The 25,585-nt window shown below is 63.1% G+C and carries 25 protein-coding genes and 1 pseudogene; 9 read left to right on the top strand and 17 right to left on the bottom strand.

Features of this window, described 5'->3' with window-relative positions:
* Positions 1-119 precede the first annotated feature (119 nt).
* From HEP69_RS20965 to HEP69_RS20920, 10 genes are all read right to left on the bottom strand, one after another.
* Entirely contained in the window at positions 120-2,321 is a 2,202-nt protein-coding gene (locus HEP69_RS20965; protein WP_290560461.1) for a 3-hydroxyacyl-CoA dehydrogenase NAD-binding domain-containing protein, read from the bottom strand.
* Positions 2,322-2,371: 50 nt separating this feature from the next.
* On the bottom strand, positions 2,372-2,815 hold the full coding sequence (locus HEP69_RS20960) for a hypothetical protein (RefSeq protein ID WP_290560460.1): 444 nt from the start codon (positions 2,813-2,815) through the stop codon (positions 2,372-2,374).
* Positions 2,816-2,820: 5 nt separating this feature from the next.
* Complete coding sequence (locus HEP69_RS20955) at positions 2,821-4,032, bottom strand: acetyl-CoA C-acetyltransferase (RefSeq protein ID WP_290560459.1); 1,212 nt, start codon at positions 4,030-4,032, stop codon at positions 2,821-2,823.
* Positions 4,033-4,047: 15 nt separating this feature from the next.
* Positions 4,048-4,686, bottom strand: coding sequence for a glutathione S-transferase family protein (locus HEP69_RS20950; RefSeq protein WP_290560458.1), 639 nt, complete (start codon positions 4,684-4,686; stop codon positions 4,048-4,050).
* 286 nt (positions 4,687-4,972) lie between these two features.
* A complete protein-coding gene (locus HEP69_RS20945; RefSeq protein WP_290560457.1) occupies positions 4,973-6,130 on the bottom strand; it encodes an acyl-CoA dehydrogenase family protein in 1,158 nt (385 codons plus the stop codon).
* A gap of 28 nt (positions 6,131-6,158) precedes the next feature.
* Complete coding sequence (locus tag HEP69_RS20940) at positions 6,159-6,371, bottom strand: hypothetical protein (protein WP_290560456.1); 213 nt, start codon at positions 6,369-6,371, stop codon at positions 6,159-6,161.
* 110 nt (positions 6,372-6,481) lie between these two features.
* Complete coding sequence (locus HEP69_RS20935; protein ID WP_290560455.1) at positions 6,482-8,263, bottom strand: acyl-CoA dehydrogenase C-terminal domain-containing protein; 1,782 nt, start codon at positions 8,261-8,263, stop codon at positions 6,482-6,484.
* A 39-nt stretch (positions 8,264-8,302) separates the two neighbouring features.
* Positions 8,303-8,704, bottom strand: coding sequence for a MerR family DNA-binding transcriptional regulator (locus HEP69_RS20930; protein WP_290560477.1), 402 nt, complete (start codon positions 8,702-8,704; stop codon positions 8,303-8,305).
* A 257-nt stretch (positions 8,705-8,961) separates the two neighbouring features.
* The gene (locus HEP69_RS20925) at positions 8,962-9,945 is read right to left on the bottom strand and encodes an arginase family protein (protein ID WP_290560454.1); all 984 of its coding nucleotides are present in this window, start codon (positions 9,943-9,945) and stop codon (positions 8,962-8,964) included.
* Between the two features lie 92 nt (positions 9,946-10,037).
* Positions 10,038-10,406 carry a MerR family DNA-binding transcriptional regulator gene (locus tag HEP69_RS20920; RefSeq protein WP_290560453.1) on the bottom strand — a complete coding sequence of 123 codons (369 nt, stop codon included), beginning with the start codon at positions 10,404-10,406 and terminating at the stop codon, positions 10,038-10,040.
* A gap of 117 nt (positions 10,407-10,523) precedes the next feature.
* On the opposite strand from HEP69_RS20920, the gene HEP69_RS20915 reads away from it, so the two are divergent.
* From HEP69_RS20915 to HEP69_RS20905, 3 genes are read left to right on the top strand one after another with little or no spacing between them, the layout of a single operon-like run.
* On the top strand, positions 10,524-10,943 hold the full coding sequence (locus HEP69_RS20915) for a PaaI family thioesterase (RefSeq protein ID WP_290560452.1): 420 nt from the start codon (positions 10,524-10,526) through the stop codon (positions 10,941-10,943).
* On the top strand, positions 10,943-11,452 hold the full coding sequence (locus HEP69_RS20910) for a PaaI family thioesterase (protein ID WP_290560451.1): 510 nt from the start codon (positions 10,943-10,945) through the stop codon (positions 11,450-11,452). The genes HEP69_RS20915 and HEP69_RS20910 overlap by 1 nt, the downstream gene beginning before the upstream one ends.
* Position 11,453: 1 nt before the next feature.
* The gene (locus tag HEP69_RS20905) at positions 11,454-12,776 is read left to right on the top strand and encodes an MATE family efflux transporter (RefSeq protein ID WP_290560450.1); all 1,323 of its coding nucleotides are present in this window, start codon (positions 11,454-11,456) and stop codon (positions 12,774-12,776) included.
* Here the strand turns inward: HEP69_RS20905 and arsC are convergent.
* The 4 genes and pseudogenes from arsC to HEP69_RS20885 form a co-directional block, all read right to left on the bottom strand.
* Positions 12,773-13,117 carry an arsenate reductase (glutaredoxin) gene (gene arsC / locus HEP69_RS20900; RefSeq protein WP_290560449.1) on the bottom strand — a complete coding sequence of 115 codons (345 nt, stop codon included), beginning with the start codon at positions 13,115-13,117 and terminating at the stop codon, positions 12,773-12,775. The two genes, HEP69_RS20905 and arsC, sit on opposite strands and share 4 nt — an antisense overlap.
* On the bottom strand, positions 13,114-14,169 hold the full coding sequence (locus tag HEP69_RS20895; protein ID WP_290560448.1) for a quinone-dependent dihydroorotate dehydrogenase: 1,056 nt from the start codon (positions 14,167-14,169) through the stop codon (positions 13,114-13,116). Before HEP69_RS20895 ends, arsC begins: the two co-directional genes overlap by 4 nt.
* A complete protein-coding gene (locus HEP69_RS20890) occupies positions 14,166-14,621 on the bottom strand; it encodes a DUF1330 domain-containing protein (protein WP_290560476.1) in 456 nt (151 codons plus the stop codon). Before HEP69_RS20890 ends, HEP69_RS20895 begins: the two co-directional genes overlap by 4 nt.
* Positions 14,604-14,930: pseudogene (locus tag HEP69_RS20885) on the bottom strand (DUF952 domain-containing protein); the annotation flags it as partial. The gene HEP69_RS20890 and the pseudogene HEP69_RS20885, both read right to left, overlap by 18 nt.
* A gap of 274 nt (positions 14,931-15,204) precedes the next feature.
* Between HEP69_RS20885 and HEP69_RS20880 the strand changes: the two are divergent.
* A complete protein-coding gene (locus HEP69_RS20880) occupies positions 15,205-16,779 on the top strand; it encodes a bifunctional metallophosphatase/5'-nucleotidase (RefSeq protein ID WP_290560447.1) in 1,575 nt (524 codons plus the stop codon).
* Positions 16,780-16,782: 3 nt separating this feature from the next.
* Here HEP69_RS20880 and HEP69_RS20875 read toward each other — a convergent pair whose 3' ends face one another.
* A complete protein-coding gene (locus HEP69_RS20875) occupies positions 16,783-18,567 on the bottom strand; it encodes a tetratricopeptide repeat-containing sulfotransferase family protein (RefSeq protein ID WP_290560446.1) in 1,785 nt (594 codons plus the stop codon).
* Positions 18,568-18,655: 88 nt separating this feature from the next.
* Between HEP69_RS20875 and HEP69_RS20870 the strand changes: the two genes are divergently transcribed.
* Positions 18,656-19,336: an SOS response-associated peptidase gene (locus tag HEP69_RS20870; RefSeq protein WP_290560445.1), complete on the top strand. Its 681-nt coding sequence runs from the start codon at positions 18,656-18,658 to the stop codon at positions 19,334-19,336.
* An 18-nt stretch (positions 19,337-19,354) separates the two neighbouring features.
* Here HEP69_RS20870 and HEP69_RS20865 read toward each other — a convergent pair whose 3' ends face one another.
* Together HEP69_RS20865 and HEP69_RS20860 are read right to left on the bottom strand one after the other, a co-directional pair.
* Positions 19,355-19,816 (bottom strand): MarR family transcriptional regulator, encoded by a 462-nt coding sequence (locus tag HEP69_RS20865; RefSeq protein ID WP_290560444.1) that lies wholly within the window; start codon positions 19,814-19,816, stop codon positions 19,355-19,357.
* Positions 19,817-19,951: 135 nt separating this feature from the next.
* Positions 19,952-20,596, bottom strand: coding sequence for a TetR/AcrR family transcriptional regulator (locus HEP69_RS20860; RefSeq protein ID WP_290560443.1), 645 nt, complete (start codon positions 20,594-20,596; stop codon positions 19,952-19,954).
* Between the two features lie 83 nt (positions 20,597-20,679).
* Between HEP69_RS20860 and HEP69_RS20855 the strand changes: the two genes are divergently transcribed.
* The 4 genes from HEP69_RS20855 to HEP69_RS20840 are packed head-to-tail and all read left to right on the top strand — an operon-like array spanning position 20,680 to position 25,507.
* Positions 20,680-21,933 (top strand): sarcosine oxidase subunit beta family protein, encoded by a 1,254-nt coding sequence (locus tag HEP69_RS20855; RefSeq protein ID WP_290560442.1) that lies wholly within the window; start codon positions 20,680-20,682, stop codon positions 21,931-21,933.
* A 10-nt stretch (positions 21,934-21,943) separates the two neighbouring features.
* Complete coding sequence (locus HEP69_RS20850; protein ID WP_290560441.1) at positions 21,944-22,210, top strand: sarcosine oxidase subunit delta; 267 nt, start codon at positions 21,944-21,946, stop codon at positions 22,208-22,210.
* Positions 22,207-24,996 (top strand): 2Fe-2S iron-sulfur cluster-binding protein, encoded by a 2,790-nt coding sequence (locus HEP69_RS20845; protein ID WP_290560440.1) that lies wholly within the window; start codon positions 22,207-22,209, stop codon positions 24,994-24,996. Before HEP69_RS20850 ends, HEP69_RS20845 begins: the two co-directional genes overlap by 4 nt.
* Positions 24,989-25,507 carry a hypothetical protein gene (locus HEP69_RS20840; RefSeq protein ID WP_290560439.1) on the top strand — a complete coding sequence of 173 codons (519 nt, stop codon included), beginning with the start codon at positions 24,989-24,991 and terminating at the stop codon, positions 25,505-25,507. Before HEP69_RS20845 ends, HEP69_RS20840 begins: the two co-directional genes overlap by 8 nt.
* Positions 25,508-25,585: the final 78 nt, after the last annotated feature.

Below are 25,585 nucleotides of genomic sequence, written 5' to 3'. Positions count from 1 at the left end.
GCAGAGCCTCGCCCGCGCGCCGCGGGCATGAGAGAACGCTCACAAAACACATAGAAGGGCGGCACATCGCTGCGCCGCCCCAATCCCCTCAAGTGGGTTGCGGTCCTGAGTTCACCGCCTCAGGCTGCTTGTGCCTCGGGCGCAAAACGCTCGTAAAAGCTCTCACCCTTTTCGGCCATCTCGCGCAGCAGCGCCGGGCAGGCGAACCGGTCACCGAATTTGGCCTGCAACTGATCGCAGCGCTCTGCCGCCCAAGCCGCCCCCACCATGTCGAGCCAGCTGAATGGGCCGCCCGACCAGGGCGCAAAGCCCCAGCCCAGGATCGCACCCACATCGCCCTCGCGGATATCTTCCAGAACACCCGCCTCCAGCGCGCGCACCGCCTCCAGGACTTGCACGAACAGCAACCGGTGCTGTACTTCGGTCAGGTCGGGCTGCTCCTCGGCCAGCGGGAACGTGTCGTTGAACCCGGCCCAGTATCCCAGACGTTTGCCCTTGTCGTCATAGTCAAAGAACCCGGCCTTGGATTTGCGGCCGAACCGGCCCTCATCCACCATCCAGAAGGTCACGTCGTCGGCGATGGATTTCGGATAGGCATTGCCCATCGCCGCCATCGTCGCCTTGGCGATCTTGGCACCCAGGTCCAGTGAGGTTTCATCGACCAGCTGAATAGGCCCGACAGGGAAGCCCAACAAAAGCGCCGCATTGTCGATCAGCGGCCGGGTCACCCCTTCGCCCGCCATCATCACGCCCTCATTGATGTAAGGAATGATGCAGCGGTTGGCGTAAAAGAACCGTTCGTCATTGACCACGATCGGCGTCTTGCGGATCTGGCGCACGTAATCGAGCGATTTGGCCACCGCGCGGTCTCCGGTCTCCTTGCCCTTGATGATTTCCACCAGCAGCATCTTTTCCACGGGTGAGAAGAAGTGGATGCCGATGAACTGCTCGGGCCGCGCGCTCGCCTTCGCGAGATCACTGATCGGCAGGGTCGATGTGTTGGAGGCAAAGATGCAGTCCTCCGGGATGATCGCCTCGACCTTCTTGGTCATCTCGGCCTTGACGGCCGGATCCTCGAACACCGCCTCGATGATCAGATCGCACCCTTTGAGGTGATCGAGATCTGGCGTCGCCGTGATCCGGCCCAGCATCGCCTCTTTCTTCTCTGGCGTGACCTTTTTGCGCGCGATGCCCTTGTCGAGATAGGCCTCGGTATAGGCCTTGCCCTTGTCGGCGGCCTCCTGATCGCGGTCGATCAGCACAACCTCCATCCCCGCCTGGGCCGAGACCAGCGCGATGCCCGCGCCCATCATGCCCGCGCCCAGCACGCCCAGTTTCTTGACCCGCTGATCGGGGATGTCCTTGGGCCGCACGGCGCCTTTTTCCAGCGCTTCTTTGTTGAGAAAGAGCGAGCGGATCATCGCATCCGACGAGGGGTTCATCAGCACGGAGGTGAACCAGCGCGCCTCGATCCTGAGTGCGGTGTCGAAATCGACCATCGCGCCCTCATAAACCGCGCTCAAGAGGGCCTTGGCCGCGGGGTAGACGCCCTTGGTCTTGCCGTTGACCATGGCCGAGGCGCCGACGAAATTGGGAAATCCTGCCGGGTGATAGGGCGCGCCGCCGGGCATCTTGTATCCTTTGGCGTCCCAGGGTTTGACCAGATCGGCGGGGGCTGCGTTCAGCACCCAATCCTTGGCGGCGGCCAGCGGATCGTCGACCACCTCGTCGATGATGCCGGCACTCTTGGCCTTGGCAGGCGCCACCAGCTTGCCTTCGAGAAGGAAGGGCGCGGCATTGATCGCGCCCATCTTGCGCACCAACCGCGTGGTGCCCCCCGCGCCGGGAAAGATGCCCACGAGGATTTCCGGCAGGCCGATCCGCGCCTTGGGATTGTCGGCCGCAAAGATGCGGTGCGTCGACAGCGGCAGTTCCAGACCGATGCCGACGGCGGTGCCGGGCAGGGCGGCGGCAATGGGCTTGCCACCCTTCTTGGTCTTGAAATCCATCCCGGCGAGTTCGATCTTGCGCAACAGCGCATGCATCTGCATCGTCCCCTCGAAAAGGCCCTTGGCAGGCTCATCGCCCGCATCGTCGCGCATCTTGGCCAGCAGGTTCAGATCCATGCCCCCGGCAAAGCTGTCTTCCTTGCCTGAGGTGATCACGATGCCCTTGACGGCATCGTCGGCCAGTGCCGCGTCAATCTGGGTATTGAGCTCTTCAAGACCCTCGAACGACATCACGTTCATGGATTTTTCGGGCACGTCCCAGGTGATGATGGCGACGCCGTCTGCGTCCTTGGTCATTTTGAAATCGGTCATTGTCATGCCTCCGTTCGGCGAATGTCGTCTTGGGGTTCGGTGGGCCGGGTTCACCTGTGGGTGAAGCTGCCCGAATCTGAGATATCGGCCTGGCCAAAGGTCCAGTTGATGTGGCCAAGCGAGCTGTGGATGCGGCAGAATTTCCAGCCCTCTTCGGTGTGGCGCAGGGTCATGATCGAGGTGAACGGATCAACGATCCGGGTGCCATCGGCCATGATGTGCATTTCGCAAGTCACCTCCAGCAAGCCATCCGCCAAATGTCGGATCGAAAGCGGTTTGCGGTAGATGTCGGTGACTTTCCACAGTGTGATGGTCTGGCGGTAGATCCCGAAGTCTTCGGTCAGGTCGTCGATATCTTGCAAGACACGTGGCTTACCTGTGCGGGGTATGATCTCGATCGGCAGGTCCATGGCCTGCCGATAAAGCTCGAACTCCCCGGTCACGAGCGCCTGTGTCAGGCGCTCACCGGTGTCTGCGAAGATCTCTGCCGTCACACGTATTACACCCTTTCGATGATGGTGGCCGCGCCCATGCCAGACGCGATGCAGAGCGTTGCAAGACCCATCTCCTTGTCCGAGCGCTCCAGCTCATCAAGCAGCGTGCCGATGATGATCGCGCCGGTCGCCCCCAAGGGATGGCCCATCGCAATGGAGCCACCGTTCACGTTAACAAGCTCCGGATCAACGTCAAACGCTTGTTGGAACCGCAGGACAACCGACGCAAAGGCCTCATTCACCTCAAAGAGGTCGATATCGCCAATGGCCATGCCGTTATCGGCCAGGATCTTCTCGGTCACCGGTACGGGGCCTGTCAGCATGATGGTGGGATCAGTGCCGATCTTGGCTGTTGCCCGGATCCGGGCGCGGGGCTTGAGCCCGTTCTGCTCGCCGAATTCCTTGTTGCCGATCAGCACGGCAGCGGCACCGTCGACAATCCCGGAGGAGTTCCCCGCATGGTGGATGTGGTTGATCCGCTCCAGCTCGGGGTATTTCATCAAAGCGACCTTGTCGAAGCCGGGCATCTGTTCGCCCATCATCTGAAAGGCGGGGTTGAGAGACCCCAGGGCCTGCATGTCGGTGCCGGGGCGCATGTATTCGTCGTGATCGAGGATCGGCAGGCCGTTCTGGTCCTTGATCGTGATGACCGATCCGGAAAACCGGTTGTCATCCCAAGCCGCTTTGGCGCGCCGTTGGGATTCCATCGCCAGGGCATCGGCCTGATCGCGGGTAAATCCGTATTTGGTGGCAATGATGTCGGCGCTGATGCCTTGGGGCACGAAATACGTGTCCATGGCCACGCTTGGATCCACGGCGATGGCGGCACCGTCCGATCCCATGGGGACGCGGCCCATCATCTCCACCCCGCCGGCGATGTATGCATCACCCGCGCCGCCCTTGACCTGGTTGGCGGCCAGGTTAACGGCCTCCATGCCGGACGCACAGAACCGGTTGATGGCCAGACCGGGGATCGATTCATCGAGATCCGAGGCCAGCACGGCCGAGCGTGCAAGACATCCGCCCTGTTCCATCACCTGGGTGACATTGCCCCAGATAACATCCTCGACCGCGTGACCATCCAGGTTGTTGCGCTGTTTCACCGCGTTCAAGGTCTGGGCCGACAGGCGCAGCGAGGTCACCTCATGCAGGCTGCCGTCTTTGCGGCCCTTGCCACGCGGCGTGCGCACGGCATCATAGATATAGGCTTCGGTCATTCTCGTTCCTCCAGTTCAGGCGCGGTCAGCCGGGCTGCCGGGCATCAGATCATAAGGGGCCTTCCAGCCCGGTTGTTGCGACAAACGCGTGAGCCACGCGTCGATATGGGGCCACTCCGCCCGGTCGAACCCGAACGGTTCAGGGTAGTAGAGATAGCCACAGCAGGACAGATCGGCATTGGTGATGCCACGACCTACGATCCAGTCCCGGTTTGCCAGATGGCTGTTGAGCACGGCATAAGCAGCCTTGAGGCGGCCTTGACTAAACGCAATCACTTCTTGGGGGCGCTTGTCCTCGGGTAAGAAGTTCATCAAAAAGCGGGTCATCCCGGCCATGGAGGACAGCTTGTGGTTGTCCCACAGCACCCAGCGTAGCACGTCACGGCGTTCCTGCGCGCCCTGACCGCCAAACTTGCCCGATTTCTCCGAAACATAGTCCTGGATGACGCCCGACTGGCTCAGCTGGATGTCTCCATCCACCAGGACCGGTGCCTCGCCCATCACATTCAGGCCCTCGCGGTACTCCGGCGTGCGCGACTGGCCACCAAAGAAATCAACGAATACCGGATCCCAGTCGAGGCCGGAGAGCTCAAGCGCCAGCGCAGCCTTGTAGGAATTGCCGGACTCGCCAAAGCAGTAGAGTTTCATGGTCATCGTCTCAATGCCCTCCCCGGGCGCGTGTGTCACGGACAGGTTTTTTTCCGTATTTTTGAAGAGAAGAAGCACAGGGTTCGCCATCCTGGTAACGCGGTGTTAACGTGAATGGGCGTTTGCTGTCTCTGCGGTACAGGCTGCCGAGCCGATGGCCGTAAGAGGAGAAGCCCCGCTGGCCCGGCTGAGTGCCGTCTAACGAGATCAGCCTCGGCCGGTGGGGTGCATAACACAGCATCTTCTTCTCTTTCCAAATACGGCACGCATCGGGTCGGACAGGCGCCATCGTTCACAAGGACCGTGCAATCAGCTCTTTCATGATCTCGTTGGTCCCGCCATAGATCCGCTGCACGCGCGCATCGGCCCACATTTCCGCCACGGCGTATTCCTGCATAAACCCATACCCGCCGTGCAGCTGGACGCATTCGTCCAGGACCTCGCCTTGCGTATCGGTCAGCCAGTACTTGGCCATCGATGCCTTGTCCGAAGTCAGCTCTCCGCGCATATGCTCCGAGATACACTGATCGAGGAATGCCCGCGCGACTGCCGTTTTGGTCTTGCATTCAGCCAGCTTGAAGCGCGTATTCTGGAACTGGGTCAATGGGCCGCCAAAAGCCTCGCGTTCCTTGCAATAGGCAACGGTGCGTTCCACCGCGCCTTCCATGGCGCCGACAGCACCACAAGCGATGGCCAGCCGCTCCTGGGGCAATTGTTCCATCATCTGATAAAAGCCGCGGCCCTCTTCGCCGCCCAGGATGTTCTCGGGCGGAATCTCGACATTGTCGAAGAAAAGCTCGGAGGTATCGGCAGCGTGCAACCCCACTTTTTCAAGGTTGCGTCCACGCTGGAAGCCTGTCGCTCCGTCGGTTTCCAGCACCACCAGCGACACGCCCTTTGAACCTTCGTTCGGGTCGGTTTTGGCCGCAACGATGATCAGATTGGCATGCTGGCCGTTGGAGATGAACGTTTTCTGTCCCGACAGCCGATAGGCATTGCCGTCCTTGATCGCCTTGGTCTTGATCCGTTGCACGTCCGAACCCGTGGAGGGTTCGGTCATCGCCAACGCCCCCACCATCTCGCCGGAAATCAGTTTCGGGAGCCAGCGCTGTTTTTGTTCTTCGGTGCCGTAGGTCAAAACGTAATGCGATACGATCGGACCGTGGATCGGATAGCCCCAACTGGCGATGTTGGCGCGGCAGGCCTCGATCATGATCGCTGCCTCATGCCCGAAATCGCCACCCGGTCCGCCATATTCTTCGGGGATCGACGGGCAGAGCAGGCCCAGCGCGCCGGCCTGGGGCCAGATTTCGCGATCCATCTCGCCTTGCTTGCGCCAGCTTTCGAATTTCGGTGCCCATTCATTGGTGATGAACTGTGCGGCCATATCCGACAGCATGCGGTGTTCTTCGCTCATCCAGGATGAGTTGGCCGAAAAGAAATCTCTCATAGGTCCCCCCTTTTGGTATCGTGCGCGCTCAGCGCTTGCGGTTGTCCAGCTCTGCATTAAAGACGCGAAGCCGGTGGCCCAAGGTCTCGGTATCCGTGACGCTGTCAAAATGCTCAAAGAGGAACGACAGCGCCTCTCCCTCGTCCAGCCCGGCCTCGGACGCGAAGCGTTTCAGCCTGCGATAGCCGTCCTCCGTCATTGCGACGGGGAAGCGGCGGGTCAGTCGGAACCGTTTGGGCATCGTCTCTCCCCGGTCTCTTTGGGCTGAGCGGGACACGTCCCGCCCTACGGATCTTTGCTTGGCGGGACGGTCCCACCGCCGGTAGGGCGGGACTTGTCCCGCCGGCCCGGTCAGAAATTCGCCGCCTCCAGCGCCATTACCGTATCCGCACCCGACTGGATGCGCGACAGGTGCAGAGCGGTCGCGGGCAGCTGACGGGCCATGTAATAACGCCCCGTGGCCAGCTTTGTCTCATAGAACGCGGCGTCGGATGCCCCCGCAGACAGAGCGTCCCGAGCGGCTTTGCCCATCTGCGCCCACATCAGGCCCAGGCAGACATGGCCAAACATGTGCATGAAATCATAGGATCCGGCCAACGCGTTGTTGGGGTTTTTCATCCCGTTTTGCATGAAATACATGCCTGCGGACTGCAAATCCTTGGAGGCCGCTTTCAGCGGATCGAGGAAATCGCGATCAAAATCCGCGTCCTGACCGGCAGTGTCCTTGATAAAGGATTTGACCAGGTCAAAGAACGCCATCACATGCTTGCCGCCGTCTTGTGCCAGTTTCCGGCCCACCAGATCCAGAGCCTGCACCCCGTTGGCGCCCTCATAGATCATCGCGATCCGGGCGTCGCGCGTGTATTGCGACATGCCCCATTCCTCGATATAGCCGTGACCGCCATAGACCTGCTGGGCCTTGATGGTCATGTCATAGCCCTGATCGGTCAGAAAGCCTTTGATCACCGGCGTCAGCAGCGACACCAGACCATCGGCATCTTTGTCGCCGCTGCGATGGGCGGCGTCAATCATCGTGGCACCCCAGAGGATGAAGGCGCGCGCGCCTTCCGCAAAGCTCTTCTGATCCATAAGCGACCGGCGGATATCGGGATGCACGATCAGCGGATCGGCCGGGCCGTCGGGGTTCTTGGCGCCGGTCACGTCGCGGCCCTGAAGCCGGTCCTTGGCGTATTCGAGCGCGTTCTGATAGGCGGCCTCGGCTTGAGCCAGACCCTGCATGCCCACGCCGAGGCGCGCTTCGTTCATCATGGTGAACATCGCACGCATGCCCTTGTGCTCTTCACCCAGCAGATAGCCGGTGGCCTCGTCATAGTTCATCACGCAGGTGGAGTTGCCGTGGATGCCCATCTTTTCTTCAATCTTGCCGCAGGTCACGCCGTTGCGCGCCCCCAGGCTGCCATCCTCGTTCACCAGGAACTTCGGCACGATAAAGAGCGATACACCCTTGATGCCCTCAGGCCCGCCGACGATCTTGCCCAGCACCAGATGCACAATGTTGTCGGCCATGTCATGCTCGCCCGACGAGATAAAGATCTTCTGTCCGGTGATCTTATAGCCGCCATCGCCCTGAGGTTCGGCCTTGGTGCGCATCAGGCCCAGATCGGTACCGCAATGCGGCTCGGTCAGGTTCATCGTGCCGGTCCATTCGCAACTGACCATCTTGGGCAGATAGGTGTCTTTCTGCGCCTGGGTGCCATGCGCCAAAATCGCCGAGGCCGCACCATGGGTCAGGCCCTGATACATCGTGAAGGCCTGGTTGGCGGCCGAGAACATCTCGCCCACGGCCGAACCGATCACCGCAGGCATGTTCTGCCCGCCGTATTCCTCGGGCATATCCAGACCTGGCCAGCCCCCCTCTTTGACCTGCTCGAAGGCCTCTTTGAACCCGGTGGGGGTGTAGACCACACCGTTTTCCATGCGGCACCCTTCGGTATCGCCAACGGTGTTGAGCGGCGCCAGAACCTCTGAACTGATCTTGCCTGCCTCTTCGAGAATGGCCGAGGTGAAATCGACCTCAAGATCGGCATAGCCTGGAATGTCGGATTGCGTGATCTTGAGCACATCGTGCAACACGAACTGCAGGTCTTTGGTCGGGGCTGTATAGGTCGGCATCGGGTATCTCCCTCAAAGTCGGTTGGTCGCGGCGCCGTCTTACTCGGCGGCTTTTTTCGGCACGCTCAGCGAGGCGATCATCTTTTCCCCCCACTTGAGCTGTTCTTTCAGATCGTCAATCGCCTCGGTCAACTCGTCGCGCTGGCGTTCCATGTCGTTGAGCCGTTCACGGGCGATATCGTAGGTGCGGCTGATCTGGGTGAGCTGCTGGTCGCCCATGTGATAGAGGTCCAGCAACTGGCGGATCTCTTCAAGGCTGAAGCCAAAGCGCTTGCCGCGCAGAATCAGCTTGAGCCGCGCCCGGTCGCGTTTGGTAAACAGGCGCTTCTGCCCCTCGCGAATGGGGAACAAAAGCTCTTTGGCTTCATAGAACCGCAATGTGCGCGGCGTCACCTCATAGGCGTCGCACATCTCGCGGATTGTCATTACGTCTTCACTCATCATGTCGCTCTCCGTCATCTGGGCGATACCGGTTAGGTGCGAAGCTTTGGAGCGTTTTACAACATGTGATTGACGTTGACGTAACCTGGACGTCACGTCACTTTCAAGTTGACGTAACATCCACCAACGTCATGCGGGTTCGAGCGACATTTTATTCCCCAATCGGGTCACCGGCGAACCGGGATCGGGTACGGAATACCCTACCTGCATGGGACCGCAGCCCCCTGGGCGGGGTCGCATCGCCGGGTTGCTATCGGCTAGGGCGCTGTCGCCACGTTCTCGGCGCACATCGAAATCATCTCGAACATGATCGCGGCGGCGGTCAGGGCGGTGATCTGGTTTGGATTGTCTTTCGTGGGCATCATACACACAATGTCTCCACCCACGATGTTCATCCCGCGCACCGCGCGCAGCAAGGCGACGGCTTCGTCTATGTCGAACCCCTTTTCTCCGGCCTCGATATTCGACACGCCTGGCGCGATCGTAGGGTCCAGGCAATCCAGATCAAAGGTGATGTAGACGGGTTTTCCTGCAAGCACGCGTTTGATCTGGAAAATGACATCCTCGATGCCGCGCGTCCTGAACTCCTTCATCGTCACCACGTTGTAGCCGTAATCATACGAAGGCTGGAGCCAGTCGAGGGTTCGCGCATGGCCGCGCAGCCCGATCTGCATGGAATGGGTGGGATCGACCTTGCCCTGATCCACCAGATAGGCGCCCCAATGCGCCGCCGATTTCTTGGCCCCCAGGAAATGGTCTACCTTTGTGAACACATCCGTATGGGCATCCATGTGAAGAAAGCACACCGGCTCGCCCTTGCAGATCTGTCCCCGGCCAAGCGCCTGGACGATGCCGCCGGTGATCGAATGATCGCCGCCGACCGAGATGGGTCTGGCTCCGGTGGCGTCGATATCGGCATAAAACCTGGTGATCTGTTCGATGCAATGTTCATTGTCATTGGCGCGGGGCAGGGGAACATCCCCGACATCCACGATTCTGGCGGCTGTCCAGGGATCGAGCTGGAATTCCCCATGCATGCGTCGCGCAACGCTTGAGACGTTGCGCAGCGCGCGTGGCCCCAGATGCTGATCGCGCTCCGTCGTGCCATTGCCGGTGGAGTGAGGCACCCCCACCAGTGCGATGTCGCTATCCTGCGGGCCCTCGTTGGGACAGCGAAACAAGGTGGGGATCCCCCACCAATAAAGGTTTTCCATCATCGACTGCTGATAGGGATCTGTCATTGTCCGGCGTGTCCTTTTGAGCCGACGGAGTTCAAACCATTCCGCGCCTTACCGACGCCTGGCACCTGGCCGCGCGGTGAGCTGTGCAGGGCTCAGACGAGCCCCGCCGCCGTTTGATCGCGCAGGGATTTGAGCGCATCCATCGCCTCCTGCAGCTGGCGCTGCTGGTCCTGAAGCTCTTTCATCTGGCGGTCGGCCATCTCGACAAAGGCGTTCATCTGCGCGGCATTGCCCTCGTTTTCATAGATCATCAGCCATTGCCGGATCTCTTCGAGCTGAAAGCCGAATTTGCGGCCGCGCATGATCAGCACCATGCGGGCCTGTTCGCGCGCGCCGTAATAGCGTGACCGCCCCTCGCGATCGGGCTGCAAAAGCTCGATATATTCATAGTAACGCAAGGTGCGCGGCGTTACATCGAACTTCGCGCACATTTCCTTGAACGTCAGACGGTTGTCGGACATGCCACCTCTCCTCGACCCAAGGGTAAGCGCGTCGCGGGGGGAGTTCAACAGGTGGGCTTGCTCTTTCGCGCGGTCACGGAACATATAGGGGCAGCACCTCGACGCAAAGGACCCCCCATGGCAGATAAGGCCAAGTTGGCGCGACAGTTCATCGAAGCGATCCCGCATTCGCGGGCGCTGGGCATGCAACTGACGGAAATCGGCGATGGCACGGCAGTGATCACGATGGCCTATGATGACCGGTTCGTGGGTGACCCCAAGACCGGCGTGATTCATGGCGGCGCGGTCTCGGCACTGATGGACACCTGTTGCGGGGCCGCGGTGATGAGCCATCCGTCCTCGCCCGCGGGCACCGCCACGATCGATCTTAGGATCGATTACATGCGCGCGGCCACACCGGGGCAGGCGATCACCACGCGTGCCACGTGCTATCACATCACCCGTTCGGTCGCCTTTGTGCGCGCCACGGCGACGGATGACGACAGCGACCGGCCCGTGGCCACCGCCTCGGGCGCGTTCACGGTGGAGGGCGGCTGATGGCACGATCGCGACCCGAACCCGTTCAGGTGATCAAGCAACGCCGCGATGCCGCGCTCAAGGCGCTGGTGGACGGGGTGCCATACATCAAGTATCTGGGCGTTCAGTTCGACCGCCGGGGGGATGAGCTGACCGCCGTTCTGCCGTTTGACGACAAGCTGATCGGCAATCCGTTCCTGCCCGCGATCCATGGCGGCGTGACAGCGGCATTTCTGGAGATCACATCCGTCATCACACTCAGCTGGAGCTATCTGTGGCAGGATATCGAGAGCGGCGCCATCGACCCCGACCAGATGGCAGCGGGCAATCTGCCGCGCCTGCCCAAGACCATTGATTTCACCGTGGACTACCTGCGCTCGGGCCTGCCGCGGGACGCCTATGCGCGCGCAATGGTGTCGCGGTCGGGGCGGCGCTATGCCAGCGTGCATGTCGAAGGCTGGCAGGATCACCGCGAAAAGCGGTTTGCCCAGGCCACCGGTCACTTTCTGATGCCCCGGGACAAGCGGTAGCATGGCCGAGGCCGCCTCGCGCGCGCCGCTGGGTCACCGGCGGGTTCTGAGCATCGCCCTGCCGATTGTTCTGTCCAACGCCACCGTTCCAATCCTGGGCGCCGTGGATACCGGCGTGGTGGGCCAGATGGGCGAGGCCGCGCCCATCGGCGCGGTGGGGCTGGGCGCGATCATCCTGACCTCGATCTACTGGATGTTCGGGTTCTTGCGCATGGGTACCGTGGGGCTGACCTCTCAGGCGCTGGGGGCGGCGGATGCGGGCGAGGTCTCGGCCCTGCTGACGCGGGTGCTGATGGCGGGACTGGGCTTTGGCGCGGCCCTGATCGTGTTGCAATGGCCGCTTTTTGCGGCGGCGCTCGCGATTTCGCCCGGCAGTGCCGCGGTCGAAGAGCTGGCACGCGACTATATGACCATCCGCGTCTGGTCCGCGCCTGCCGCGATTGCGCTTTACGGGATCACCGGCTGGCTGATCGCGCAGGAGCGCACACGGGCCGTGCTTGTCATCCAGCTTTGGATGAACGGTCTGAACATCGTTTTGAACCTGTGGTTCGTTCTGGGGCTGGGCTGGGGCGTGCAGGGCGTGGCGATTGCCACATTCATCGCCGAATGGTCCGGCGCGGCGCTTGCTCTGTGGCTTTGTCGCGGGGCGTTCGCCACACCGCGCTGGCGCGACTGGCCGCGTGTGTTCGACGGGGCGCGGATCAAAAACATGGTGTCGGTCAATACCGATATCCTGATCCGGTCGCTCTTGTTGCAGATCATCTTTACCTCGTTTCTGTTCATCGGCGCCGATTTCGGCGATGTGACGCTGGCGGCCAATCAGGTGCTGCTCCAGTTTCTTTACATCACGGCCTATGCGCTGGATGGCTTTGCCTTTGCCGCCGAGGCGCTCGTGGGTCAGGCCCTGGGTGCCCGCCATCTGGGCGATCTGCGGCGCAGCGCGGTTCTGACCACCGGCTGGGGGGTCATCGTCGTGCTGATCCTGATGGTGGCCTTCGCGCTGGGCGGCGGCTGGCTGATCGACACGATGGCCAAGGCGCCCGAGGTTCAGGCGGAGGCGCGCATTTATCTGATCTGGATGGTGATGGCCCCGATCCTGGGCGTCTGGGCCTGGATGTTCGACGGGATCTTCATCGGCGCGACCCAGACACGGGATATGCGCAACATGATGGTCATCAGCTTTGTAATCTACTGGCTGGCCGTCTTTACCCTGATTCCGGTGATGGGCAATCATGGGCTGTGGCTGGCGCTGATCATCTCATTCGTGGCGCGCGGCATGACCTTGGGTTTGCGCTACCCACGGATCGAGGCGCGGGTGGCCTAAAGCAGCTCCAGAACCCGTTCGGGCGGTCGGCCCAGAACCGCGCGGTCGCCGCGGATCGCGACGGGCCGTTCGATCAGTTTGGGATGCGCGGCCATGGCGTGCAGCAAGGTCTCATCGTCATCGGTTTTGCCCAGACCGGCGGCTTTGAACTCTGCCTCGCCTGTGCGCATCATGGCAATCACCGGTGGCGCGCCCATCGACGCGTGAACCGCGCGCAGTTCGTCCAGCGTGGGCGATTCCTCAAGATACCGGCGCACCGATACCTGGGCGCTCGCCTCTTCCAGCAACGCCAGTGCCTGCCGCGATTTCGAGCAGCGCGGATTGTGCCAGAGTGTGATCATAACCAGTCCTCTTTCCCGGTGCCCACGGCATCCGCCACCGTTGCGAACCCGTCGCGGGCCAGCAGATCGTCGAGCCCGCGCACGATCCGGCCCGCCAGCGAAAGCCCGCCATAGACCAGCGCGGTGTAAAGCTGCACGGCGGTCGCCCCGGCCCGGATCTTGGCATAGGCCTGTTCGGCCGAACCAACTCCCCCCACGCCGACCAACGGGATTTCCGTCAGCGTCGAGAGCCGTGCCAGCACACGGGTGGAACGATCAAAAAGCGGTTGTCCCGAAAGCCCGCCGGATTCGCCGCGAGAGAGGCTTCTGAGCCCGTCCCGCGACAGCGTCGTATTGGTCGCGATGATTGCATCGACGCGGGCCTCATTGGCGACGGCTGCGATATCGGCCAGCTCTTCCGCCGTCAGATCCGGTGCGATCTTGAGAAAGATCGGCACGCGCCGCTCCAGCCGGTTGCGGGTGTCGATCACATTGCCCAGAAGGGCGGCCAGAGCGTCGCGCCCCTGAAGATCGCGCAGCTTTTCGGTGTTGGGAGAGGAGACGTTGACGGTCGCGAAATCCACCAGCGGCCCGCAGCGCGCGAGCACCTGTGCGAAATCGCCCGCACGGTCGGTGCTGTCCTTGTTGGCCCCCAGATTGAGGCCGATCACCGCGTCGCGCGGGCGCCGGGCCAGCCGGGTGGCGATAGCGTCCATCCCGTCATTGTTAAACCCAAAGCGGTTGATCGCGGCGCGATCCTCGCTCAGTCGGAAAAGGCGCGGGCGCGGATTGCCGGGCTGGGCGCGCGGCGTGGCGGCGCCGACCTCGATGAACCCAAAGCCTGCTTGGGAAAGCGGCCCTAGTGCCTCGGCATTCTTGTCGAACCCGGCGGCGAGCCCCACCGGGTTGGGCAGGGCGAGACCGGCAAGATCCGTGGCAAGGCGAGGGGATTGCACGGGCCCCGGCCTCGGTGCCACCCCCAGTTTCAGAGCCTTGATGGAGGCGCCATGCGCGGCCTCGGGGTCCATATTGTGCAACAACACCAGACCGGCCTTTTCCAAAAGCCCCTTCATCCGAACGACAGGCCCGCATCGGCTGGGGCGCAGCGTATCAGGCGCGAGGTTACTACACCCGCCTGCCGATGTACGACCGCGCGCTGATATTCGGGGTCGGTGACCATTTGCAAAAACGCATGCGTTGTCGGATAGCGCGCGACAAAGACGTGATCCCAAACCTCGGATTCCGGGCCGATCAGCATCGTCTCATAGCCGCCGCGCCACAGGATCGTGCCGCCGACACGGGCCAAAACTGGGCCGCTTTCGGCACCATAGCGGGCATAGGCCGCAGCGCCGGTAAGGCCATCCTGAGCCAACGCATGCCCCTCAGGATAGCACGCGAGATCGCGCAGCCTGACGAGGTTGAGCATCTCGATGGGATGGTCCCGGTCCAACCCCTTGAACGCCTCGAACTGTGCGCGGGTGGGATCGACATGGCCATTGGTGACCCCCTCGGGAAACTGATGCACCCCATCCACCAGCGGCAAAGGGTGCGCCCAATGCACCTCGGTCAGCCGCATCGGACGGTAGAGATGCGGAAAAAGCGCGCCGCCGCGTGACGGCTCCCATATCAGCGTGTCGCCCAGCGTGTCGGCTTCCAGGGCAAGCAGCATCAGCCCCTCGGCCCCCGCGAAATGCTTGGCTGCGGTCTCGGTCACCTGGGCGGCGGTGGAGAAATGGATATAGCCATCCTGGAGGTCGATAGGTGCGCCGCGCGTCTCGCCCGCCGCGCGAAACGCGCTCCATTCATCGGCCCGGAAAATCTTGTATATCAGCATATGAGCCTGATGCCTTGGACGCGAGGAGCGGTCAAGCGATCTATGCGGCCCCTGATTGGCGCAGGTCATTGGCAGTGACCCAAGGCCGCGGCATTCGGGAGCAGACCCTGGCAAGACCGGCGCCATCGCCAAACCATGGGCGGCTCGGGTCGGCCGGGCCAACCGGCGAAAGCCCGTATCAGAATCCGCTTGTCGCGGGGTCAGGGGTCAAGATCTTTGACAGGTGTCGGTCAAAGGCGCAGCATGGCAGGGAATGTCAAAGAGGAGATCCCCAATGCTGAAGTCCCTGATGACAGCCACGGCCGCACTCGTGCTGAGTGCCGCCGCAGCGCAGGCCGATTACACGCTGACCATTCTGCACACCAACGATTTTCATGCCCGGTTTGAGCCGATCAACCGCTTTGACAGCGGCTGCAAGGCGGAGGACAACGCCGAAGGCAAGTGTTTCGGCGGCTCGGCCCGGCTGATCACCGCCATTCGCGAGGCGCGGGCACGTGCCCAAAACTCCATCCTCGTCGATGGCGGGGATCAGTTTCAGGGCACGCTCTATTACACCTACTACAAGGGCCAGGTCGCGGCCGAGATGATGAACCTCATGGGGTACGACGCGATGACCGTCGGCAATCACGAGTTTGATGACGGGCCAGAGGTGCTGCGCGGCTTTATGGATGCGGTGCAGTTTCCGGTGCTGATGTCGAATGCCGATGTCTCTGGCGAGGAGCTTTTGGCAGGCAAGATCCTGAAATCCACGGTGATCGAACGCGGCGGCGCACGGATCGGCCTGATCGGTCTGACCCCCGAAGACACCGATGAATTGGCCAGCCCGGGCCCCAACATCACCTTTTCCGATCCGGTGCCTGCCGTGCAGGGCGAAGTCGACCGGCTGACCGCCGATGGCGTGACCAAGATCATCGTGCTCAGCCATTCGGGCTTTGGCGTGGATCAGCGTGTCGCTGCCGAGACGACCGGCGTCGATGTGATCGTGGGCGGGCACTCAAACACGCTGCTCAGCAACACCCATGACGGCGCGCAGGGTCCGTATCCCACCATGGTGAACGGCGTGGCGATCGTGCAGGCCTATGCCTATGGCAAGTTTCTGGGTGAGTTGAGCGTCACATTCGACGATGCGGGCATCGTGACCGAGGCCGTGGGCGATCCGCTGATCATGGATGCGGCGGTTTCCGAAGATGCGACTGTTGTCGCGCGGTTGGGCGAGCTTGCCGGTCCGCTGGACGAGATCCGCAACCGTGTCGTTGCCGAGACGGCGGTGCCGCTGGGCGGTGACCGGGCGGTGTGCCGCGCCGAGGAATGCACGATGGGCAATCTGATTGCCGATGCGATGCTGGCGCGGGTGGCGGATCAGGGCATCCAGATCGCCATCCAGAACGGCGGCGGTATCCGCGCCTCCATCGACGCAGGCGAGGTGACGATGGGCGAAGTGCTGACGGTTCTGCCCTTCCAGAACACGCTTTCGACCTTTCAGGTGTCGGGTGCGGTGATCGTCGAGGCACTGGAGAACGGTGTGAGCCAGGTCGAAGAGGGGGCCGGCCGGTTCCCGCAGGTGGCCGGATTGCGCTTTGTCTGGGACGCCGCGGCGGAGCCCGGTGCCCGGATCGTTTCGGTCGAGGTGGCCGAGGGCGACGCGTTCGTGTCGCTTGATCCCGCGCGGATCTATGGCGTGGTCTCCAACAACTATGTCCGCAATGGTGGCGACGGCTATGCCATGTTCTCGGGCGATGACAAGAACGCCTATGATTATGGTCCCGATCTGGCGGATGTAACGGCCGAGTATCTGGCGGAATATGCGCCCTACCAGCCCTACACGGATGGCCGGATCAGCCGCAGATAAGGCTTAGTCGAGATCGGGCCAGAGGTCGGGATCCAGAGCGTCGATGAAGGGGCCGAGTGCCTCTTCATAAACACGCCAGCCCCCGACCGACCGGTCGTGTACCGGGGCGCGCGCCTGGGTCACGCTGGCCGTGCGGATCGGGGCGGCGTTGCGCTCCGGTGCGGCCATTTCGGCGCTCCAGTCCAGGTCGCAGATCTTCGCCAACCGGTGGCTGGCGGCGTCGATATCGGAGACGATCTCCTCATAGGCGATTGTGTGGATCCGTGCCGGAAACCGCTCGGACCAAAGCCGCATATAGCGCGCATAGGCGTTGGCCTCGGCTGCCATTGCGGTCTGGTCAAAGACATAGTTCATCGGCGCTCCGGGGAACCAGGTGCGCCACATCGACCAGGCCACATCGCGGGGATCGCGCGCGGTGTGGATCACGACCGCATCGGGAAAGGCGCTGAGGATAAAACCTGCGTATTTGTAATTTGCGGGCATCTTGTCGACGAGGGCAGGGGCTGCCGGTTCGATCCGTGGCAGAGACGCGCGATAGGCAACGGCAAACGCGTGCGCCGCCTGTGTGTCAAAGGCGACCTCTTCGGCCAAAAACGGATGCGCCAGCCGCCCCACGGCTGCCTGCTCTCCCAGACCCACGACATCGGGATGGCCGGCTAGGATCCGTTCCGTCAGGGTTGTGCCGGAGCGGGGTTGACCGATCACAAACATCAGACGCGGGCCGGGCGTGGGTGCGGCCTGGATGGTGGGCGCGCCTGCCGCGAACAGCCGCTCGATGCGCTCTTCGACCTGCCGTTGCCTGGGCAGGTCATAGGGACGCAAGGCGGCGGCGTGCGCGTTAGCGGTCTTATAGCGGCGCTGGACCTCGGGATGATCGCCGGATTTCTCGGCAAGATGCGCCAGACCAAATCCGATGCTCGCATGCTCAAGCGATTTGCTTTTGACCTTGGCATAGGCCGCTTCCAGCCGGGGTTTGAGTGCGCTGACCTCCTCCGCTGACGCGAGGGACGCGCGCAGACGCAGCGTTTCGGCATGGTATGGGCTGAGGTTCAGGACGCTCTCAAACGCACGTATCGCCTCGTCACTGCGCCCCAGCTCATTGAGCTGAAGGCCATAGCGGTGCAGCGCGTTGAGATGCATGGGCATCAGGCTCAGAGCCTTTTCCAGCGCGGCAATTGCCGCATCCGGCTGCAATCTGCGCGCAAGCGGCAGGGCGATGTTGCTGAGGGCCTCGACATTGTCGGGATTGAGGTCGAGGGCTTGCTGATAATCGGCGCAGGCCGCGTCCTCATCTCCGAGTGCGTCATGCACCACGCCGCGCAGGTTATAGGCCCGGCTGAGCGCCTGGGTGGCATTGGGCACATTTGCGTCGCGCGCGGCAGCTTCGGCATTAATCGCCTGATTTGCCGCGTCCAGCGCCTGGTCCGGTCTTGCCCGCTGCAACTCCAGCATGGCGAGTTGATAGCAAAGCGTGCCCCGGCCCGGCCATTTCTTCAAAAGCCGGATGATCAGGTCCTGGGCCTTGTCGTGTTGGCCTGACTGAACAAGCGCGGTCACCAGATTGTCCTGGTAAGCCGGCGAGGCGGGATCACTCTTTAGCGCCCTGGCAAAATATTGCGCCCCTTCGCGGGGCTTGCCGCTCTGGCTCAGGGCCATGCCTGCCAGATTGGCAAAACGCGCATCTTTGGGCGCGGTGCGCATCCCGGATTTCGAGAGCTGTAAGGCGCGTTTGAACTGACCTTTGTTGAGAAGGTCAAGCGCGGTGTTCAAGGTCGAGAGGTCTGTCATTTGACCGTCATACGTTGTTTCCGCTGCGGCCAACAAGAGCCGCCTTTGCGCCACTGGCCTTTCGGCGCAATCGGGGTAATCTCTGGCCATGTGTGGACGATATGCCGTAACGCTGCCCCATGATGCGATGGCCCAGCTTTTTGAGGCGCATCCGGCCAATGACATGCCGGATGTGCCCAATTTCAACGTCTGTCCGACCAACCGGGCCCATGTCGTGGTGGCCGCCCGTGGCGCGCGTCATTTGGGCGCGATGCGCTGGGGGTTTCTGCCGCATTGGTACAAATCCCCAACCGACGGTCCGCTGCTGATCAACGCGCGGTCCGAAACGATTGCCGACAAGCCCGCCTTCCGCGAGGCGGCCCGCGCAAGGCGCTGTCTGATCGTCGCCACGGGGTTTTATGAGTGGACCAAAACGCCCGATGGCGCTCGGCTGCCATGGTACATCCGGCGCAGCGATGAGGCACCGGTGGTCTTTGCCGGGGTCTGGCAACGCTGGGGAGCTGGGGGAGAGACGATGCCCACCTGTGCCATCGTGACCACACCCGCCAATCGGCATATGTCGCAGCTCCATCATCGGATGCCGCTTATCCTGGAGCCGCAGGACTGGCCCTTGTGGCTGGGGGAGGCGGGCAAAGGTGCGGCGCGTCTGATGGTGCCGGGGGCTGAGGCCACGCTGGTCTTTCATCGGGTAGGCCCCGCGGTAAACTCCAATCGGGCCAGCGGTCCCGAGCTGATCGCGCCGTTTGAGCCGGTGGACGGCGCGCCCTGAACGGCGCCGCATCGACCCCTAGCGCGTCAGGGGTTTCAGTGGCGCACGGCTCAACGTGTTTCCAGCCATCGTGATCTTTTCGAGAAGGGCCAGAAAAATCTTGCATTCCGTCTCGTCCAGACCGGCGAGGATGTCAGGTTGCAGCGCCTGCACCTTGGGGCGCGCGGTCTCCAGCAACGCCGCGCCCGCGTCGGTCAGGGTCAGCGCCTTGGCCCGCCGATCGCGCGGAGAGGTGGTGCGTGCCATCAGGCCGCGCGCCTCCAGCCGATCGATCACCTTGCCCAATGTTGCACGGTCATAAGCCACAAGCCCCGCCACCGTCGCCTGATCGATGCCGGGATGATCGGACACCGCCACAAGGGCGGCGTATTGTACCGGTGTCAGGTTCAGTCCAGCCCGCGCCATATGTTCCGAGAACAGTGCGACCGAGATCTGGTTGAGCCGCCGGATCAGATGCCCCGGCATCGAGTGGATTTCCATATGCCGCCTCGTGTTGCAGAATGTTTTGGACGGCCAGTGTCGAGGGCGTGGGCCCTCTTTGCAAGTGTGCCTATAATTGAACTGGCAATTGTTGCCATTTCGCGCAATCGGACGCGCCGCAAGCGGTGCGATACCTCAACGCTCCGGCGCCCTGGCGGGGTCGGCGGCAATGAGGGACGCCACCTCGGCCTCGGTGGGTGTCTGACCGGTCATGCACAAAAGATATTCGCGCGCGCGCGCGGCCCGCGTCTCCCGGCTCTCGCGCTGATCGAGAAGGGCATAGCCAAGCTGAGTGAAATAGACGATCTGGGCGCGCACCGTGGCCTCGGCCGGATCATAGCCGAACCGGCGGAACATCGACGCGAGCGCCTCCATCCGGGCAGAATCGCCAGCACTCACCGCGCGCCGCACGCGGCCCGACCGGCGGGCCCAGTCGCGGATCGCGAAATCAAGCTGCGTGTCGAACCGGTCCTCGCGCACCCAACTGGCATAAAGCCGGGAGAGGGCGAAATTGATCGTCTCGGCCTCTGCGCTGGCGCTTTCGACGATGACCTTGGTGTTGGAGGTCGCCCAATGCTCAAGCAGCGCATTCAAGAGTTCCGACCGGTTCTTGAAGTACCAGTAAAAACTGGAGCGCGCGCAGTCCAGTTTCCGTGCGAGCGTGAGGATTTTGACGTTCTCCACCCCTTCGCAGATCAGCGTGTCGAGCGCGGCCATCAGCCAGTCTTGTCGTGTGGTGCGCGTGGGGCCACGCATGCGGGGTTTGCGGGGATCGGTCACGGGCCTCTCCAGATTACGTACAGCATTGAACATAACCGGGTTCGTTGCTACCGTCACGACGCTCTGTGCTGGTGGCTGCGCTGATGACTTCGACCTATTCCGCATTCTCGATTCTGCGCGAAGGCCTGCGCGGCGGGCGCGGCTGGAGGCAGGCTTGGCGGTCGCCCGATCCTAAACCCGCATATGATGTGATCCTTATCGGGGCAGGCGGTCACGGGCTTGCCACCGCCTATTACCTGGCCAAGCGGCACGGGCTGCGCAATGTCGCGGTTCTGGACAAGGGCTGGCTGGGCGGCGGCAATACCGGGCGCAACACCACCGTGATCCGCTCGAACTACTTCTATCCCGAAAGCGTGGCGCTTTATGACCTGTCGGTGCGGCTTTACGAGGGGCTGTCGAAAGAGCTGAACTATAACGTGATGTTCTCGCAGCGCGGCATGCTGGTGATGGCCCATTCCGAGCATGAGATGGAGATGGCCGCGCGCCACACCAACGCGATGCGGCTGAACGGTGCGGATGCCGAGCTGCTGGAGGCGGATGGTGTGCGCAAACGCGCGCCTTTGCTGAATTTCAGCCCGCAGGCGCGCTATCCGATCCACGGCGCGGTCTGGCAGGGGCGGGCGGGCACCGGTCGGCACGACGCGGTGGCCTGGGGCTATGCCCGGGCCGCCGACCGGCTGGGCGTGGATATCCTCCAGAATTGCGAGGTCACCGATCTGATCGTCGAGGCGGGGCGTGTTACAGGTGTCGAGACCACGCGCGGACGCATCAGGGCCGGTGTTGTCGGTGCGGCGGCGGCGGGCCATTCCTCGGTCATTGCGGGGATGGCAGGGCAGCGCCTGCCGCTCCATTCCTATGCGTTGCAGGCCTTCGTGTCCGAACCGCTCAAACCAGTGATCGACACGGTGGCGTTTTCGCCCGCCTATGGCACCTATTTCAGCCAGTCCGACAAGGGCGGTCTGGTGATCGGCGGCGGGTTGGACCGGGTGCCGTCCTATGGCCAGCGCGGCAATCTGCCGATGCAGGAGGCGGTCCTGTCGGGCCTGATCGAGATGGCGCCGATGCTGGGCAAGGTCAAACTCCTGCGCCACTGGGCGGGGATCGTGGACGTGACCCCCGACAGCTCGCCATTGATCGGTCCGGCAGGGATCGAGGGGCTTTACATCAATTGCGGCTGGGGCACCGGCGGGTTCAAGGCGATCCCGGCTGGCGGGTATCTTTTCGCGCATCTTCTGGCCGAAGGCCGTCATCACGAGATCAGCCGCCCCTTCGATCCGGACCGCTTCGCGGCGGGGCGTCTGATCGACGAGGGTGCCGCCTGGGGCATCGCGCATTAGGAGAGGACAGATGCAGCTTTTCCCCTGTCCCTTTTGCGGCGACCGCGACGAGCGGGAGTTCCACTTTGCCGCGGAGGCGGGCAAGTCCCGGCCCGACACCACCGGGGCGGTCTCGGACGCGGAATGGGCCACGTATCTTTATGCGCAGCGCAACGACAAAGGCCCGGTACGTGAGGTCTGGGTGCATCTGACCTGTGCCGAGCTCTTTGTGCTGGAACGCGACAGCGTCACCATGGCGGTATTGCGAGCGACCCCGCTCAGACAGGATCCGGCATGACCGGGCGAAGGATCGAGGCGGGCGGTCTGATCGACCGGGCCGCACGGCTGAATTTCAGCTTTGACGGGAGGAATTACACAGGCCATCCGGGCGATACCCTGGCCTCGGCGCTTTTGGCCAATGGGGTGCGTATCCTGGGGCGCAGTTTCAAGTATCACCGCCCGCGCGGGCCGTGGGGCGCGTGGTTCGACGATCCCAACGCGATGATGAACGTCCGGCTGGGGCGCGATGAGCTGCCCAATTGCCCGGCCACGACCACCGCGCTGGTCAACGGGATGAGCGCCCGCGCGGTCAATGCCTGGCCCAGTGCTGCGCACGATATCAAAGGCGGGCTCGATCTTTTTCACCGCTGGCTGGGGGCGGGGTTTTACTACAAGACCTTCATGTGGCCGAACTGGCATCTTTTCGAGCCGTCGATCCGCAAGATGGCCGGTCTGGGCGCGCTGGAGATGTCCGGGATCGAGGGGCACGTCACCGATCGGGTGGACGATGTCTGCGATCTTCTGGTGGTGGGCGGTGGGGCTGCGGGGTTGAGTGCTGCGCGCGCTGCGGCCGAGGCGGGGCAGGGCGTGCTGCTGGTCGAGGATCATCCCGAGCTGGGGGGCGGCCTGTACCGGCGCGGCACACCGGTGGACGGTCAGCCGCCGGTTGCCTGGGTTGCCGAACAAAGGCATGCCATTGAGGCCGCAGGCGGGCGCATTCTGACCGGCACCACCGCTTATGGCGTCTACGATCACGGGCTGGTGGCACTGAGCGAGGATCGCGGATTTGCCAAGGCGCCGCGCCTCTGGCGGATGCGGGTGCGGCGCGCCATTCTGGCGGCAGGCGCCACCGACCGACCGCTGACATTCGCCAATAACGATCTGCCGGGGATCATGGCCGTCGAGGCCGGTCTGGAATTTCTGGGCCGCCACGGCGTGCTGGTGGGGCAAAAAATTGCCCTGGCCTCCAACACCAGTTTTGGCGATCTGGCCGCCGAGCGGCTGGAAGCCGCGGGCGCCACCGTGCGCCGCTATGATCCGACCGCCAGACCCCTGCAAGGCATCGGCCGCAAGGGGTTGGAGGCGGTGCGCCATGGCCGCTACCGCTATGACGCGGATGTGCTTCTGGCCTCTGCCGGGTGGACGCCGCTGGTGCACCTGTGGCGCCACGCGGGCGGCAAGCTGCGCTGGTCCGACGCGCTGTCGGCCTTCCTGCCGGGCGATCCGCCAGAAGGCATGGCCGCAGTGGGAGCCGCCAATGGCACCTTCGATCTCGATCACGCGGTGGAGGAGGCGGGCTGCGTTGCCACTGGCACACCCCTGCCGCAGCCCCGCACGCGCTATCATATCGCGCCGCACTGGCCCGAACCGGGCGGCGAAGGACGGCAATGGATCGACTTTCAGCACGATGTCACGCTCAAGGATGTGGAACAGGCTGCGCGCGAAAACTATACCTCCGTCGAGCATCTGAAACGCTACACCACGCTGGGCATGGCTTCGGATCAGGGCAAGACCTCGAATATGGCAGGGCTTGCGGCGATGGCCGCGATCCAGGGCCGACCGATCCCCGAAGTGGGCACCACCACCTTCCGCCCGCCCTTCGTGCCGGTGCCGATGGAGCTTTATCACGGGACCAATCGCGGCCAGCAGTTCCACCCGCTCAAACGGCTGGCGCTCGAACCGCAGCACCGTGCGGCGGGTGCGGCGTTGGGTGAATATGGCGGCTGGCTGCGGCCCGCCTGGTATGGCGAAAACCCCATGACGCAGGCGATCCGGGACGAGGCGCTGATGGCGCGGCAGACAGTCGGTGTCCTTGACGCCTCGCCCCTGGGTAAGATCGAAGTGATGGGCCCGGATGCCGAAGCCTTCGTGAATTTCATCTATTACAACACCATCCGCACCCTCAAACCTGGGCGGATCCGATATGGTCTGATGCTGACCGAAGGCGGCGTGGTTTATGATGACGGGGTGATTGCGCGGGTTGCGGCGGATCATTTCGTGATCTCGTGTTCGTCGTCGCATGTGGATGGCGTGACCGCTCTGCTGGAGAGCTGGCGGCAGGATGGCAACGACCCCGACCGGATCTTTGTGCATGACTGTACCGCCCATTGGGCAACCATCACGGTGACCGGCCCCGAGGCGCGCAGGGTGATGCGGGCGCTGGATCTGCCGGTGCAGGATGTTCCGCATATGAGTTTTTGCGACGCGATCTTCGCGGGCCGCCCGCTGCGCATCGCGCGGGTCAGCTTCACCGGCGATACCAGTTACGAGATGTCGGTCCCCACAGGCAGCGCGCTTGCGCTCTGGCAGGCGGTGAAGGAGGCGGCGGAGGGGCGCGGCGGTGGCCCCATCGGGGTCGAGGCGCTGTCGGTTCTGAGGGCCGAGAAGGGCTATATCATGGTCGGCAAGGACACCGATGGCGAGACGATGCCCCACGATCTGGGCTTTACCGGGCCACGTGAGAAAAAGAAGGCCGCCTTTGTCGGCGACCGCAGCCTGCATACGGCGACCGCAAACGCCTCCGACCGCAGGCAACTGGTGGGCCTCGCCGTGGAGGAGGGCGCCCCGGCACTGCCCACCGGCGCCCATATTGTGACGGGTGGGGAAAGGCCCGCGTCTCAAGGCTATGTCACGTCCAGCTATGACAGCCCTATCTTGGGCAGGCCCATTGCGATGGCGCTGATTGCCGGAGGCCATGCCCGCTTGGGCGAAGAGGTGACGATTTGGCATATGGATGAGACGCGCAGCGCCACGATCACCGCAGCCTGCGCGTTTGACCGCCAAGGGGCGCGGCTGGATGCGTGACGATCGTCTGAAATGGGATGCTCCGGCCTCAGACCCCAAGGTACTGGCGCAGGACGGGCTGCATGTCACTCGTGTCCGCCCCACCCGGCTGACCCTGATCAGCGGGGTGCAAGCGCGCCGGGCAAGCGCCTTGCCGCTGATCGGCTGGCCCGATCAGGTGACCTCGGAACAGTTCGCGCTTTGTCTGCGGCGCGACCGGATCCTTGAGGTCGGCGGCCCCGATCGCCTGCCGGGCTGGGATGCCGAGGCGGGTCTTGCGATCTCGGAGATGACCGACGGCTATGCGATGTTCCATCTTGACGGGGACCGGACCTTGGGTTTGCTGAAACGCGGCGGCGTCGCGAGGCCCGATCAGCCCTCTCCCTCGGTTGTGCGGCTGATGTTCGGGATGGATGTGCTGCTTTACTGTCGGGGCGCTTCGGGCTTTGGCCTTTGCGTACCCGGCCCGCGCGCCGAGACGCTGCGATCCGCTCTGCGCGCCCATCTGTCTCAGCACGGAGCTGAGATTTAACTTCACGCCCGGATCAGTCGCGCGCTTTGGAGGGCGGGTGTTTGTCCCGGTATCTGGGCCCATCCGCGCGGCCCGAAG

Source organism: Aestuariivita sp. (assembly GCF_021404545.1).
In the GTDB taxonomy this organism is placed as follows: domain Bacteria; phylum Pseudomonadota; class Alphaproteobacteria; order Rhodobacterales; family Rhodobacteraceae; genus Aestuariivita.
This window is presented reverse-complemented; position numbering and strand designations above follow the sequence as displayed.